At 68.2% G+C, this 14,210-nt stretch carries 15 protein-coding genes and 1 pseudogene; 10 read left to right on the top strand and 6 right to left on the bottom strand.

Annotated features, from left to right (window positions below; genetic code table 11):
* Positions 1-77 precede the first annotated feature (77 nt).
* From LTT66_RS29955 to LTT66_RS29940, 4 genes are all read right to left on the bottom strand, one after another.
* Positions 78-1,349, bottom strand: a complete 1,272-nt coding sequence (locus tag LTT66_RS29955; protein ID WP_233069444.1) for a cytochrome P450 — start codon at positions 1,347-1,349, stop codon at positions 78-80.
* 250 nt (positions 1,350-1,599) lie between these two features.
* Positions 1,600-2,709 carry a hypothetical protein gene (locus LTT66_RS29950; protein ID WP_233061915.1) on the bottom strand — a complete coding sequence of 370 codons (1,110 nt, stop codon included), beginning with the start codon at positions 2,707-2,709 and terminating at the stop codon, positions 1,600-1,602.
* Positions 2,710-3,149: 440 nt separating this feature from the next.
* Entirely contained in the window at positions 3,150-3,812 is a 663-nt protein-coding gene (locus LTT66_RS29945; RefSeq protein WP_233061914.1) for a hypothetical protein, read from the bottom strand.
* Positions 3,809-4,477 carry a hypothetical protein gene (locus tag LTT66_RS29940; RefSeq protein ID WP_233061913.1) on the bottom strand — a complete coding sequence of 223 codons (669 nt, stop codon included), beginning with the start codon at positions 4,475-4,477 and terminating at the stop codon, positions 3,809-3,811. The genes LTT66_RS29945 and LTT66_RS29940 overlap by 4 nt, the downstream gene beginning before the upstream one ends.
* A gap of 76 nt (positions 4,478-4,553) precedes the next feature.
* On the opposite strand from LTT66_RS29940, the gene LTT66_RS29935 reads away from it, so the two are divergent.
* The 5 genes from LTT66_RS29935 (at position 4,554) to LTT66_RS29915 (ending at position 9,072) form a co-directional block, all read left to right on the top strand.
* Positions 4,554-4,898 (top strand): hypothetical protein, encoded by a 345-nt coding sequence (locus tag LTT66_RS29935; RefSeq protein ID WP_233061912.1) that lies wholly within the window; start codon positions 4,554-4,556, stop codon positions 4,896-4,898.
* Positions 4,899-5,783: 885 nt separating this feature from the next.
* Entirely contained in the window at positions 5,784-6,545 is a 762-nt protein-coding gene (locus LTT66_RS29930) for a bestrophin-like domain (protein WP_181723092.1), read from the top strand.
* 97 nt (positions 6,546-6,642) lie between these two features.
* A complete protein-coding gene (locus LTT66_RS29925; RefSeq protein ID WP_233061911.1) occupies positions 6,643-7,527 on the top strand; it encodes a hypothetical protein in 885 nt (294 codons plus the stop codon).
* A gap of 128 nt (positions 7,528-7,655) precedes the next feature.
* Entirely contained in the window at positions 7,656-8,162 is a 507-nt protein-coding gene (locus tag LTT66_RS29920; protein WP_233061910.1) for a hypothetical protein, read from the top strand.
* Positions 8,143-9,072 (top strand): hypothetical protein, encoded by a 930-nt coding sequence (locus LTT66_RS29915; RefSeq protein WP_233061909.1) that lies wholly within the window; start codon positions 8,143-8,145, stop codon positions 9,070-9,072. Before LTT66_RS29920 ends, LTT66_RS29915 begins: the two co-directional genes overlap by 20 nt.
* 49 nt (positions 9,073-9,121) lie before the next feature.
* Here LTT66_RS29915 and LTT66_RS29910 read toward each other — a convergent pair whose 3' ends face one another.
* On the bottom strand, positions 9,122-9,883 hold the full coding sequence (locus LTT66_RS29910) for a 3-hydroxyacyl-CoA dehydrogenase (protein WP_181722614.1): 762 nt from the start codon (positions 9,881-9,883) through the stop codon (positions 9,122-9,124).
* A 238-nt stretch (positions 9,884-10,121) separates the two neighbouring features.
* On the opposite strand from LTT66_RS29910, the gene LTT66_RS29905 reads away from it, so the two are divergent.
* Positions 10,122-10,475, top strand: a complete 354-nt coding sequence (locus LTT66_RS29905) for an enoyl-CoA hydratase-related protein (RefSeq protein WP_233061908.1) — start codon at positions 10,122-10,124, stop codon at positions 10,473-10,475.
* Positions 10,476-10,806: 331 nt separating this feature from the next.
* Here LTT66_RS29905 and LTT66_RS29900 read toward each other — a convergent pair whose 3' ends face one another.
* Positions 10,807-11,268, bottom strand: a complete 462-nt coding sequence (locus tag LTT66_RS29900) for a MarR family winged helix-turn-helix transcriptional regulator (protein WP_233061907.1) — start codon at positions 11,266-11,268, stop codon at positions 10,807-10,809.
* Between the two features lie 78 nt (positions 11,269-11,346).
* On the opposite strand from LTT66_RS29900, the pseudogene LTT66_RS29895 reads away from it, so the two are divergent.
* The 4 genes and pseudogenes from LTT66_RS29895 to LTT66_RS29880 form a co-directional block, all read left to right on the top strand.
* Positions 11,347-11,907 (top strand): annotated as a pseudogene (locus LTT66_RS29895) (NADPH-dependent FMN reductase); the annotation flags it as partial.
* 9 nt (positions 11,908-11,916) lie between these two features.
* On the top strand, positions 11,917-12,318 hold the full coding sequence (locus LTT66_RS29890) for an ester cyclase (protein WP_233069443.1): 402 nt from the start codon (positions 11,917-11,919) through the stop codon (positions 12,316-12,318).
* Between the two features lie 5 nt (positions 12,319-12,323).
* Positions 12,324-13,274: an NADP-dependent oxidoreductase gene (locus LTT66_RS29885; protein ID WP_233061906.1), complete on the top strand. Its 951-nt coding sequence runs from the start codon at positions 12,324-12,326 to the stop codon at positions 13,272-13,274.
* A complete protein-coding gene (locus tag LTT66_RS29880; protein WP_233061905.1) occupies positions 13,271-14,203 on the top strand; it encodes an NADP-dependent oxidoreductase in 933 nt (310 codons plus the stop codon). Before LTT66_RS29885 ends, LTT66_RS29880 begins: the two co-directional genes overlap by 4 nt.
* The last annotated feature ends 7 nt before the right edge of the window (positions 14,204-14,210 follow it).

Genomic DNA, 14,210 nt, shown 5'->3' with positions numbered 1-14,210 from the left:
TTCCGGCAGCCACGCCGAACCGACGGACGCCCCGATCGGGGCCGTCGCTCCGAGGGCCACGGATCGCCGGGCGGCTCCTATCCGATGGTCACCGGTGGGGACTTGGGGAAGACGACCGGCAAAGCCATCAGCGCCCGATGGAACGGACCCGGCCGCCACTGCAGTTCGTTCGCCGGCTTGGCCAACTGTATTTCGGGCAGGGCGTCGAGCAGCTGGTCGATGGCGTTCTGCACCGTCATGTACGCGACGGACTTCGCCGGGCAGGCGTGCGGGCCCGCGCTCCATGCCAGATGCGAGCGGTTGCCGATCCGGCTGCCGCCGGGTTCGTCGGTTCCGCGGATCTGCGGGTCGTTGTTGCAGCCGGCGAGACTGATGACGACCGGCTGGTCCGCGGGCAACCAGACACCGTCGACCATGATCGGCTGGCGCGGGTACGTCGTGCAGAAGTTCGCCATCGGCGGGTCGTTGAACAGGACTTCGTCGAGTGCGTCGGTGGTGGACAGATTCCGCCCGAGCACGTCGCCGAACCGGAACCTGTCGTCGGTGATCATCAGCAGCAAGGCATTGGTGATCAGATTGCGCTGCGCTTCGAAGCCTGCCCCGTAGAAGCTCATGAGCTGGGCGAAGATCTCGACGTCGTCGAGGTCGGTCGAATGATGCGCCAGGCGCGAGGTGACATCGTTGCCGGGCTGTTGGCGCTTGATCCGGATCAGCTGCATCAACGCCTCTTTGACCATCTTCATGCCCTCGGGACCCCGGACAGTGTCGAAGCGCGCGGCCATACCGGTCGCGACCCGCTCGCCGATCTCGGCCGGGCAGCCGACCATCTGGTTGAGGACCTCGAGGACGAGCGGAAATGCGTATTGCGTCACCAGGTCGGCGGAACCGGCTTCGCAGAAGGCATTGATCAGCGGGACAGCGATCCGCTCGACCACGGACGGCACGTCGAACAAGTCGATCCCGTCGATGGCGTCGACGGAGGCGCTCCGATAGCGATCGTGCGCCAGTCCGGTGTTGTACCGGGCGGCCGGATACCACTCCATCATCGGCCGCACGGGTGAGTCCGGTGCGATGGACTTCTGCCATGTTCGCGGATCGGCCGGGAAGTGATCGGGGTCACTGAGGATTCGCACCGCGGTCTGGTAGCCGATCACGAGGGTGGCCGGCACACCGGGCGCCAGTTCGATCGGCACAAGCGAGCCGTACTGGCGACGCATCTCGCGGTATGCGTGATGCGGGTCGGCGACGAACTCCTTCGTGTACAGCAGAACTCGTAGGACATCCGCGTCGGCGGGAGATCCGTGCTGGACGGGGCACGCTCCGGATCCAGTGGCGTGTGGCGCGGACATCGGGGACTGTGGTGTGGTCAAGGATGTGACTCCAAGTGCTGGAACAGGATTCGGCGGATACGGGTGGGTGAGCGGGTACACGTGCCTTCCAAGTCCTGTCGTCCAGAGCTTGGCGACCCGCTTACGCTAGCAACATAGCAACGCTCCGATCGTGGTGCCGACCTAGGCGGCGACGTCCTCGGTCCGAGAGGGAGGTCCGGACAAGGCAATTCGCCCTCCGGCGGATCGTCACCGGCCGCCGTCGGGCAGATTACGGTTCGCGACCGGCGGCGGCTGTCGAGACCGTGTTCGTGACCGCCCGCCGCGCATCGTCGACAGTGCATCGGCCGAGTCCGCACGCGGTGGCGACACCGTACGCCTCGCGACCGGCCGCTTGTTCGAAGAGAGCAAGCGCACCGGCACTGCCCTCGCCGGAGTCCGGCGAAACCACGCCGGCGATCACTCTCCAGTCCGGATCCAGCTTGCGCAACGGTGCATAGAATCGCGGGTCCAGCGGAGCGGGCTCGGCCCCGTAAGCGCAGGGAATATGGACCGGAGGTAGTGGCGTCCCCCGCTTGTTCAGCAGCCGTGCGGTGTGGCCGAGCAGTTTCACCGCAGGGGCGAGACTGCGCGGCGTCAGCAGGCTCTTGTGCTGGTAGTCGCCGTAGCACAGGTGCACGATGACCTCGGCCCCGAGCTCGTGCGTCCGTCCGAGGAACCCGGCGAGCTGCCGTGCGACGAGCGGGGCGAGCGCCCACTGCGACCACAGTTGCTCGGCTTTGACCATACTCAACAGCGCGATGGGCGACTCCAGTTGCCAGACGACCCGGTCGCCGTACCGGTCGACGATCTCGGTCATCTCTTGCATCACCGCTTCGGTGAACACCGGTAGCTGCCGGATCGCGTCCACAACGACACCGAAGCGACGCAGAGCGTGCCCGACGGGAAGCCCGCCCGAGACCGCGGCCCCGGCGAAGACGAACATCGCCAGATCCAGTGGATTGGGTTGACTGATCTGGACTTTCGCCTCCGCCAGCTCCGGCCGCTCACTCCGGAGCGACTCGAACGCCTCCACGACTCGGCCGATTCGCTCGACCCGGTCCATCGATACATGCCGCGGCTGCAACGTACGGCCCGCTCGCAGACCATAGCTGGGGAAATCGCCGTAGTCGGCGTACTCGCCTGCCCGGACGACCTCGAAGACGTCGGTATGGTGCTTGCGCGTGCGCAGATACTCGAGAATCCAGTCCGGGTCGAGGTCGCACGGCACGGCGGTGACCGGCCATCCCTCGCTGTGGTCGGTGAACCACTGCAGGACGGCACGATCGCCCGTCGTCAGTTCCGCGGGCAGGGTGCCGACATAATGCGCGTGTCTGGTCATCTGTGGCTCTTCTGTTGTCTGGATGCGGGTTTCGCGATCCAGGGCCTTCCCATTACGCCGATCGGTAGCTGTCCAAGCGTACAACGGCACGCTCGGATCCGGCACCCCCTGATGTTCCCCCGCTATCGCGGAGCGGAGGGAAGTTCTCGGCGGACTTGTCCGCGACGCAGGACGCGCGCCGGTCGACCGCCTTTCGTCGCGATTGTCGACCAGAGCTGTTGTCCGCCAGCGGTATAGCGATAGCTTCGCACCGGAGCGAGACCCTGAGGCGCTGTTCGAAACCGCCGTCACCGATGAGCCGAGCCGCCTGCGGTGCCCGCTCAACGGTGCCGGGTCGCGCCTGAACACATCGGTGCCCGGCCGATGCACTATGTGTGCTGGCATCCTGCGGTTGGCGGCGAAGTCATGAATCGCGCTCTTCCGTGGGCGCCCAGCTCGCATCACCCACTGGTCCACCACGATTCGGGCGGCCGCGTTCCGCGCACGCGACCTGCCGGCAAGGGAGATGGCGGAGCCGGAGGTTGCTCGACCAGCGGTATGGGCCACCGGAGGTCGATCATGGTCGCGGTGTGCAGTGTCCGCTCGCGCTTGATGATCGGACCGAGTTCCGGCGCGCCGATCGATACCGTCACGGTGCAGTCGCCGGGGCCCACTGCCACCAGCATGCCGGTGCGGACCGTCGCGGCCAGCGGCTGGAGCAGCATCGCCACGCAGAGCTCTACCGTGAACTCACCGACCGGGTTTCCGTCGACGGTGACATCGAGGCACGGCCGGTAGTTCTGGGTGATCTCGTGTTCGAACAGCGTGACTTGCTCGACTCCGCCCGAGCGGGTACGTATCGCCGCTCTGCGCAGCCGGTCGTAGCGGCGCCAACCTCCGATCGCGACACTGCCGAGGTCGACCTCGAGCAGCCCGTCGATCGTCTCGGCCACCTCGTGCAGCGCGGCGGACCGCAGTATCGCGGCGGCACCCGGCACCCGGCGCAGGGCCAAGTGTTCGACACCCCTTTCATGCAGGCGCTCGGCCAGCTCGCCCACACCGGCATCGTGCGGAGCGTTCTGGAACAGTACTGCCCGAGCCCTGATCGACGCTGGACTTGTCATCCGAGCACCTCCTCGACGTGCAGCCACGGCTCGCCGGCGCGCAGCCGAACCCGAACGGCGGGAGCGCGGACGACCTGGCGAATCTGGATCGATGGGGCGGAGTCCGCGACCACCTGCACGTGTACCTGGGGCGGATGCGGATCACCGTTGGGCGGGCGCGGCCTACCGCCCTGACTCTTGCGCAGGCCGCGCACCAGAAGCAGTGCGGCGGCGAGGGCGAGGAGGAAGCCGCCGAGGCCGAGCACATCGCCGAGGCCGGTCTCCTGGGAGCGGTCATCGACTTGTTGCGCCGTGTTCGGCCGCCCACTGGTCGGCACGGTGGCCGAGGGGGCGTCCGTGCTGGTCGTGAGGTCGTCGGTGGTGGTCGTGACGACCGGCGCGGGGACTATCTCGACCGAGGTTCGCACGACGATTCGCTGGGACGTCCCGAGGCAGGCGACGGGAAGGGGGTGCGAACCGAGTTCGGCTCGGTCGGGCACACCGACGCGGGCATCGAACGAACCGTCTTGCACCTGGGCGGTCACCGATTCCGACCAGTCCGGGAAGGTTCGCACCGTGTCGCAGGGCCAGTTCTCGCCGTGCACCGTGATCATGGTGCCGCGTCGGGCGGTGGCAGGCGCGTCGAGGGTGGGTGCGGGCAGCACGGCGGAACTTTCGGACGTCACCGAGGACGGACCGGAGCTCTGTGACGGTGTAGTCGTCGGGACCGGTGGCGACGTAGTCGTCGGGACGGGTGGCGACGTGACAGGCGCTTTCGCCGTGGTCGTCGACAAAGCAGCCGTAGTCGCGGGCGTCGAGACCTCTGGTGGCGCGGTAGTCGGCAACACCGGTTCCGACGTGGCTACCGGCGGGGCAGGCACGGTTGTCACCGGGTCCGCCGCCGCGATCGGTACCGATATGGCGCCGAGCAGTCCCGCGATGGCCGCGGAGACAGGGAATGCTCGCGAGTCGTTTCTCATCACCACCTCCTCCGAGATCGCAGTTCCCGGGGATCCAGTCGAGTGTGCGCCGTCTCCCGACCTGGTGACGCGAGTAGCTAACTACTCGTTTCGGCTGTCGGCGCACGCGGCACTGCACTCGCGATGATCGAGGCACTAGGGATGACTCTGGCCGGAAAACACCTCTTCGAGCAGCTCAGCGATCTTTCAACGATCACATCCCCGTCCGAACACCCGATGGACCACAGCACTGCCATCGGCCCATCCTCGCCGAGCTCTCCCCTCACAGCAATCAATAGGCATTCAACAAAGTCGCTTGCGCCCGCCTGGACCGCACGGTTGCCTGACCGGCCGGTGCGCTCTCGGCGGCGACGCGGTCGGCGAGCGGCGAACATCTTCGCGCCGCGCCGATGCCCCGCCCGTCGCGTCGTCCCCTTTCGGCGGCACAATCCGAAATTTCGCCACGTGCAGGCGTATTCGCCGTCTACTATCGGTCTCGTCCAGATCGGCTTGCCGTCCAGGACGATTCAACACCGCCTGGTTCGTGCAGGCGCGTCGCGTACCGATTTGCTGTGCACCACTGATCAGATCCGAACAACGCAGGCTGTCGAGAGCGCCATCATCGATCGTCTCGGTATTCATCTCGGGGGTGAGGACCACGCATGACAAACGAAATGCCCGTCCGGACAACGCCGGCGTACCCGGGACTACGTCGCAGCTCCCGACGGCTACCGAACCGGCACCACAATAGCCGCAACGACCTGCATTGAGGGGCCTCGTGGGCTGCTGATCTCGGTTCGACGCGAATCGGCCCACGGTACTCGACTGGACACACAGTCTTCCGGAGAGCCGTTCGGATCCGGGACAGTGAAATACCCAACGCTACAGCGCGATCGAAGTTCGAAGAATTGATCGACCTGGGATGGCGCGCGCCGAGCGCTCCCTGTGACCAGCACCCGTAGTGCGACACGCGCTGCGGTCGGTCACCGAGGCCGCGATCGCGAGAACCATCCGGACAGAACGGAGGCCCCGTATGGCCTTGGAATTTCTCGTGCCTGCTCTGACCGCGCTTGTCGCGGTAGTCGTCTTCGTGGCCGGGGATCGCCTGCATCCGAAAGCGTGGCGGCACACCGACGACGACGCTGTCGGCTCATTGGTGCTCAATCTGATCAACACGATCTTCATGGCGGTGGTCGCGTTCATCGTGGTGATCGCCTGGCAGCAGTACGACAACGCCCGCAATCACACCATCGCCGAAGCCAAGGCGCTCATCGATACCTACTGGGCCGCGCACGGCATGCCCGAGCCCGACCATGCCCGTATCCAAGGCCTGGTACGCGACTACACCGAGCAGGTCCTCAACGAGGAGTGGACCGTCATGGCCGACCACAGCCGGCTCAGCCAGTCCACCCAGGACACCCTCGACACGCTGCGTGACGCGGTGGCCGCGGTGAACGCGGCGGAGCCCGAGGTCGACACGCTCCGGAGCAACGCGCTGACCAGCCTGGACGCGGTCGCCCAGGCGCGCGCCGACCGTGCGCTGGACGCCGGTTACCGCGTACCCGGCTTCCTCTACCTGGCGATGTGGATCTGCACGGTCCTGCTGCTGCTCAGCGTGGTCCTCTCCGGCGTCCAGGTCAGCAAACGCAGTGTCGTGACCACAGCGCTGCTCGGCGCCATCGTCGGCGTGGTGATCCGGGCGATCTACAACCTCGACGAACCGTTCTCCGGCGGGAACCTGGTGCCGAAGGACGCCTTCGAACTCGCACTCTCCCGCTACCAGCACACGACCTGACCGTTCCGGCCCAGTTTCGACAACGACGAGGCGACTGTCCATGCAACGCAACCGAGGCGCGATTCGACCAGGCAGGATGACCCGAGGATTCGCCACTGTGCTGCTCCCCCTGACCATAGCGACGCTCGCGGCCGGGCCTCCGGAAGCATCCGCGGAGGCGCCGCCATGGCTGCCGCTCGGCGACCTCGCCACCGGGAGTTCGGGCACCGGCGCAGCGGATGCTGTCCCGGGCAGTGGTTCGAGCCTCGGTCCGTCCGGCAGCGCCGTCGCCCCTGCCACCGAGGGCGGGTCCTTGCGTCTGGGCCCGATCCGAATCCCCTCCGGCAGCGCCGATCTCGGTCACCGGCCCACCGACAGGCCCGGCAGCGGCCTCCGTGTCACCGGCGATGGGGAACTCGGCGGTGGTAGGCCCGGCCCAGCGAACGATGCCGCCGACCCGAACGTCACCGCGGACAGCCCAGGCGAGACACCGAAGCTCGATACGGGAAGCGTCCAAATGGCGTGTACCGGCAGCGCGGCGACGGGTAGCGCTCTACTGCTGCTCGGGCTGGCGACCGGTAGCGGCTTCGGCTCCCTCGTGCCGGGCCTGATCGGCCCGGGATCGAGTGGCTCCGGCCTCGGCAGCGCTGCCGTGGGCAGTGCCGCTACCGGCAGCGCGGTACTGACGTGTTTACTCCTGCTTCCCACCGCACCGCCGCCGGTGCCGATGAGCCCTCTCCAACTCGGCCCGCCCGCCCCTGAGTCTCCCGCCGTTACGTTTTCGCCGTTGGTCACCACGCCGCTACAGACCCTGCCGGAGCACCCCCGCACCGAGTTCTCCCCGCCCGCGCGGAACCGCCCACGGGCAAGGGACCTGCCGGTCGCCGAACCGATTCCCGACCCGGAGACCTGGAACCTCATGAAGCTGATGACGGTATTGATGGTCACGGTCATCACTGTCGTGGGCGTCCGTTCCTCGACCGGCCCGAGACGAATCCGCTGAGCGGGGTGCGGATGCACTCCGCCTCGCCTCTCATCGCCGCGAAGCAGTCCGGCAGGTGGCCGGTCGATCGCACTCCGAATTCGTTCTCGCGCCGTAGAATTCAGTGCCTGCACACTGGGAGGTAACGCATGCCACTGCGGTTCTTCGGGTGGGTCGCCGTCGTCCTGATGATTTCGGCTGTCGTCGCGTGCGACCACACCGACCAGACGGATGAGTCCGGACGCGACGGTCCTGCGGTTCCGGGTCGGAGCAACCTACCGGATGTTGCCACCGGGCCCTTCGACATCCCGTGGGACGACGTGAATACAGCCGGTGATTCGATTTCCAATGTCAAGGCGAAAGCTGTCCGCTTGATAGCCGCGGAGTGCGGCGGCTGTGTGCAGGTTGTGCAAGAAGTCGACGAAGAAGGCGTCGCGGATCGGTGCACCTACAGCCATTCGAACCCAAGGCATCAGAACGGCCGCGTTCGCCTGACGCCTGGCGGCAAGTTCACGTTGTACACCGGCCCCGAGCCTTGCACGACCGAAAGCCCGGAAACCCAGGTACCCACCGGAACCGGCAAGCCCACTACCACCACCAAGGCGCCGACCAAAACGGTACCCACCGGTCCGACGAATGTCCGACCCACCGGCTGACGCCGAACGCACCGCGGCTTCCCCGTTCGACGGTGCGAGCCGCGCGGCGCGGATCATCGGCGAATTCGTGGCGCCGACCACCCTGCTCACCGCGTTGCTGTTCTACTTCGGACGCAACCACGCCAACTGGTTCTTTCTCTACTTCGGCGTGGATCCCTCGGTGCTCGGCCTGACCGTCACCGACTACCTGGTGCGCAGCGTGGACGCGCTCTGGGTGCCGCTGATGACCTTTGCCGTGATCGTGGTCGCACTCATGTGGGGATATCTCCTGCTACCGCAGTGGATTCGCACGCACGGCCGGTCCCGCTGGGCGCGAATCGGCATCGCGGTACCGGCCGTGGTCGTCGTCCTCAACGGGCTCAGCGGGATATTCTGGACCACCCCGCTCAACCGCGGCTTTCTCGTTGCCCACCTGTGCACTTTGATCGGCACCGTGGTGCTGTGGAGCGTGGTGGTCGCGTTACGGCGTGACCGGCGGGAACGGGACCCGTCGGCGCCGGTGCGTTCGGAAGCCGCGTTGCTCACCGAGTGGGCCGTGCTGTTCGGCATCGTCGGGCTGACGTTGTTCGCCTTGGCCACGGACTATTCGGCGGCGGTGGGCAAGACGCAGGCGCGGCGGGTCGCCGCCCATCTCGGCAAGGAACCGAACGTCGTCGTCTACAGCGACAAGGATCTGTTTCTCGCGTCGAACGACGTCCGCAAGGTGGAATGCGGTAACCGCGCCGGCTCGGAGCCTGCGTATCGCTTCCGCTACGACGGGCTCGTGTTGCTCCTCCACGTGGGCAATCAGCACGTCCTGTTGCCGCGCACCTGGACGCCGCGAAGCGGCGCCGCGATCGTGTTGCCCGGGTCGAGCGGGGTTCGCTTCGAGTTCCGCGCACCCACCGACCCGCCGCCCGCGACGTGTTAGATCGCCCAGCGGAGGAGTGACCGCGACGCCGCTCTGTCGTGCGACCGGCTCAGCGGGGCGCCATCCGGATCGCGCCGTCGAGACGGATGGTCTCGCCGTTGAGCATCGGGTTCTCGACGATATGACGGGCGAGCGCGGCGTATTCGGCGGGATCGCCGAGTCGCGAGGGATGCGGCACCTGCGCGCCCAGCGATGCGATGGCCTCGTCGGGCAAGGTGGCGAACAGCGGAGTGTGGAAAAGTCCGGGGGCGATGGTCACCACGCGGATCTTCAGCCCCGCGAGGTCGCGGGCCACCGGCAGCGTCAGGCCGACGATTCCGCCCTTGGATGCCGAATAAGCCGCCTGCCCGACCTGGCCGTCGAACGCCGCCACCGACGCGGTGTTGATGATGACGCCCCGCTCTTCGCCGACCGGATCGGCTCGGGAGATCCGTTCGGCGGCCAACCGGATCACGTTGAAGGTGCCGATCAGGTTGACGTTGACCACCCGGGTGAAGTCCGCGAGCGGAAACGCCCCGTTCTTGCCCACGGTCTTGATGGCATTGCCGATACCCGCGCAGTTCACCGCGATCCGCAACTCGCCCAGTTCCTGCGCGGCATCGAGCGCAGCCGTGATCTGGTCCTCGTCGGTGACGTCGGCCGCCGCGAAGACCACGCCGTCGCCGAGTTCCTTGGCGACGGCCTCACCGGAGGACGACGGCAGGTCGATGATGACGACCTTCGCTCCTTTGCCGTGCAGTTCCCGCACGGTTGCCAGACCGAGTCCCGACGCACCGCCGGTCACCGCCGCGACCGCGTTGCTGATCTCCATCCCACTCCCTTTCTCCGGGTTGCCGACCGACAGCGCGAAACGCCGGCCGACCGATTTGCGCTGCCACCCCGGGGCGGGGAGTCAGATGCCGTGACCAATCGAGGCACGGCGACAGGCTAACCGTCCAGCGCAGACTAAGTAAACAGCCATTCTTCTTCGAATCAGTCGCACGATCGCTCACTCTCGCGCGAACCCCCTGCAAGAGCGGCGATATCGGCATGGTGGCAAGCTGTCGGTTATGGCCGATATTCGCCTGGACGTCTCCGACACCATCGCCACAATCACCCTCGACCGCCCCGAGCAGCTCAACGCGTTCACCACCGCGATGGGACGCGAGCTGATCGAAGCCTTCGACACCTGCGACCGCGACGATCGGATCCGAGCGGTGGTGATCACGGGTGCCGGACGCGCCTTCTGCGCCGGGGCGGACTTGTCGGCGGGCGCGGAGACGTTCGCCGCGGGCGACCAGGACTCCGCGGCGCCCTTTCGCGACGGTGGCAGCGAAGTCGCCTTGCGTATGTTAGGACACCTTTCCGTAGCGAACTCGCAACCTGGCAGGCGCTTTACAACAGATCTGACACCTCGTACCTAGGGCTGTTCACTCTCGGTCAGCGGTCCGCCGGTGGGAGGTGGCCATCGTGAGCCACGTCTTGCCGCCGATCTTGCCCGGTGGAAGTCCGCCGGTTGCCGCGGCTCCCGCACTGACCACCCACCGCAACGACCGCCCTGGCCGAGGACATGGGCGCCTTCGCGCGCCGAGGGCGCTGTAGTCGAGTTCGAGCGGGACACGGTCACCGCGGAGCAGGTCCGCACCTATCGATTGCCGACCGCACCGGCCAAGGCAAGCGACCACTGCTCCAGTCAAAAACATCGCGCTAGCTTGCGGACACATCAACAAATTTGCGGAGGGGCCTCGTCACCGCCTAGCCATCATGGCGCTGAGCAGCGAGGAGGCGCTCGAGCAGGCGGGTCAGCGTCGCCTGCTCGCGCTCGGAGAGGTGGTCGAAGAAGTGGCGGCGGACGGTGGCGACGTGTTCGGGAGCGGCTGCCTCGATCGCTTCGCGGCCGGCAGGGGTGATGCGCACCATCGCGCCCCGCGCGTCGTCGGCGCAGTCCTCCCGCGCGACCAGGCCGCGCTTCTGCATCCGCTTGACCTGATGGGACAGCCTGCTGCGGTCCCAGCCCACCTCGTGGCCGAGCTCGCGCATGCGGATCACGCCGTCTTCGGCCTCGGAAACGGGTGCCAGCACGGCGTAATCGGCGCCGGAGAGCCCGGCGTCGCGTTCCAGCTGGCGCTCGAAGGTGCGCTGCAGTTCGCGAGTCAGTTCCCGGTAGACCCGCCACAGCCGGGCTTCCCGCTCATCGAGCCATCGGACGTCGGCCATGCGAGCAGCATACCTTTTGTTGACACATCAGCAAAGCGCTGCTATTTGTAGACACATCATCAAACTGGAGAGGCGGACATGACACGCATCGCGATCATCCTGGGCAGCACCCGCCCGGGCCGGAACGGGGAAGCGGTGGCGCTCTGGGTCCACGAGCTAGCCGCGGCGCGCGCCGACGCCGAGTTCGAGCTGGTCGACATCGCCGAGTACCACCTTCCACACCTGGACGAGGCCACTCCCCCGTCGCTCGGGCACTACGCGCACGAGCACACCAAGGCGTGGGCGGAAAAGATCGCCTCCTTCGACGGGTACGTCTTCGTCACCCCCGAGTACAACCACTCGACCTCGGGCGCGCTGAAGAACGCCATCGACTTCCTCTACGGCGAGTGGAACAACAAGGCCGCCGGGTTCGTCAGCTACGGCAGCGCGGGCGGCACCCGAGCGGTGGAGCACCTGCGGCTGGTCATGGGCGAGCTGCAGGTGGCCGACGTCCGCAACCAGGTCGCGCTGTCGCTGTTCACCGACTTCGAGGACTTCAGCGTCTTCGCGCCCGCCGAGCGGCACACCGCCGCGGTCGGCACGCTGCTGGACCAGGTGGTCGCCTGGAGCCGGACGCTGGCCTCGCTGCGCACCGATGCCAAGGACGTCGTGCGCCGCAACACCGAGCGCGTGCAGTCCGGTGGTGATTTCACCCTGTTCGAGAAGCTGTTCGCGGACGACTTCGTCGACCACACCCCGCAACCGGGCACCACGCCGGACAAGGACGGCGTCCGCGTCCTCTACCACGCGCTGCGCACGGCGTTCCCCGACTTCTCGGCGAAGATCCACTGGCAGACCGTCGACGGCGACGTCGTGACCACCTACAAGACGTATTCGGGCACCCACCGGGGCGAGTTCCTCGGCTTGGCCCCGACCGGCGAGCACGTCGAGTTCGAAACCGTCGACGCGATGCGTGTGCGCGGCGGGCAGATCACCGAACACTGGGGCGTAGCCAACCTGTACTCGGTCCTGCAACAGCTCGGGGCGCTGCCCGCTCGCACGGGGAAGTGACGACGATGCCCAGAGCAGTACGGTTCTCCCGCTACGGCGGACCCGACGTCCTCGAGATCGCGGAGGTCGACCAGCCCCGCGCAGAGCCCGGCCGAGTGGTCGTCGACGTCGTCGCCGCGGCCCTCAACCCCGGAGAGATCGGTATCCGCGAAGGCGCGTTCGCCGCGATCTGGCCCGCCCGGTTCCCCGAGGGCCAAGGCAACGACTTCGCCGGACGGGTCGCCGAGGTCGGTGCCGGGGTGACCGGATTCGCACCCGGCGACGAAGTCCTCGGCTTCGCGCCGCGCGCCGCTCAAGCCGACTTCGTCGTGGCCGCTGCGGGCGCGCTCACCGCCAAGCCCGCCGGGCTCGGCTGGGCCGAGGCCGCGTGCATCGCCGGCGCGGGTGCCACCGCCTGGGCCGGCGTGGAGGCCGTCGACCCGCGACCCGGCGAGACGGTCGTCGTCTCGGCCGCGGCCGGCGGCGTCGGGGTGGTCACCGCCCAGCTGGCCCGGCTGCGCGGGGCCACAGTGATCGGGACCGCGAGCGAGGGCAACTTCGGCTTGCTGCGCGGCCTCGGCATCCATCCGGTCACCTACGGCCCCGGGCTGGCCGACCGGCTGCGCGCCGCGGCACCGCAGGGCGTCGACGTGTACCTGGACACCTTCGGCGCGGGGAACGTGGACACCGCCATCGCTCTCGGCGTCCGGCCGGACCGGATCAACACCACAGCCGACGGCCGGGCGGTGCAGCGCTACGGCGTCCACTCGGCCGCGCAGGAGCAGGCCGACGACCCGGTCGTCTGGGCCCGCCTGGCCGCCCTCGTCGCGAAGGGCGAGATCACCATCCCCATCGCCGCCGTCTACCCCCTGGAGCGCGTCCGCGACGCCTACCGGGATCTGGCGACCCGGCACGTCGGCGGCAAGCGCGTCCTGGCGGTCGAGCCGCTGCCCGAGTTCGAAGGAGACCACCGATGAAGGCACTGCTCACCCGGGCCTACGGGCCGCTGGAAGATCTGGAGATAGCCGAGGTGCCACGGCCGGAGCCCGGCGCGGGGCGGCTCCTTGTCCGCGTCGAGGCCGCCGCCGTCAACCCGGTCGACATCGCGCTGGTCACCGGTGCGATGCGCGACGAGCTGCCGGTGACGCACCCGTTCGTGCCCGGCGTCGACGTCAGCGGCGTCGTCGTGGCCGTCGGGCCCGGCGTCGGCGGATTCTCGACCGGGGACGCGGTCATCGCGTGGAACGGGGTGCCCTCCGGTGCCTTCGCCGAGTACGCCCTGGTGCGCGCCGACGATTCCGCCGCCGTGCGACCGGCGGGCCTGGACGCGCGCCACGGGGCCGCGCTGCCGACCGGCGCCCTCACCGCGGCGGCGCTGCTCGACGAGGCCGGGCCCATGCCGGATGTCACACTGCTCGTCGTCGGCGCCACCGGCGGTCTCGGCGGCTACGCCGTCCAGCTCGCCAAGCAGGCCGGCGCGACCGTAATCGCCACCGGCCGGGACGGAGACCGCGACTATCTGGCGGACCTGGGCGCGGACGGGGTGATCGACTACCGCGCCGAGAACGTCGCCGAGCGCGTGCGGCACTGGGCGCCCGAAGGCGCCGACGTGGTGCTCGACGTCGCCCAAGCCGGCCCCGCGCTGGCCGCCTCCGCGGCGGCGGCCAGAACCGGTGGCCTGCTGGTGTCCCCGCTCGGCGGCCCGCAGACGTTCGAACGGCACGTCCGGGCCGTCTACACCGGAACGACCACGCCCGCCGGTCGGCTGGCCGGACTCGCCGCGCAGGCGTCCGCCGGCACGCTGCGGGTGGAGATCGGCGCGCAGTACCCGTTCGCCCAGGCGCGGCAGGCGCTGCTCGACTTCCGGGCCCGGCACGTCCGCGGCAAGGTCGTCGTCACCTTCTGAGCCAACC

The sequence above is a fragment of the Nocardia gipuzkoensis genome (genome assembly GCF_021183645.1).
In the GTDB taxonomy this organism is placed as follows: Bacteria; Actinomycetota; Actinomycetes; order Mycobacteriales; family Mycobacteriaceae; genus Nocardia; species Nocardia abscessus.
This window is presented reverse-complemented; position numbering and strand designations above follow the sequence as displayed.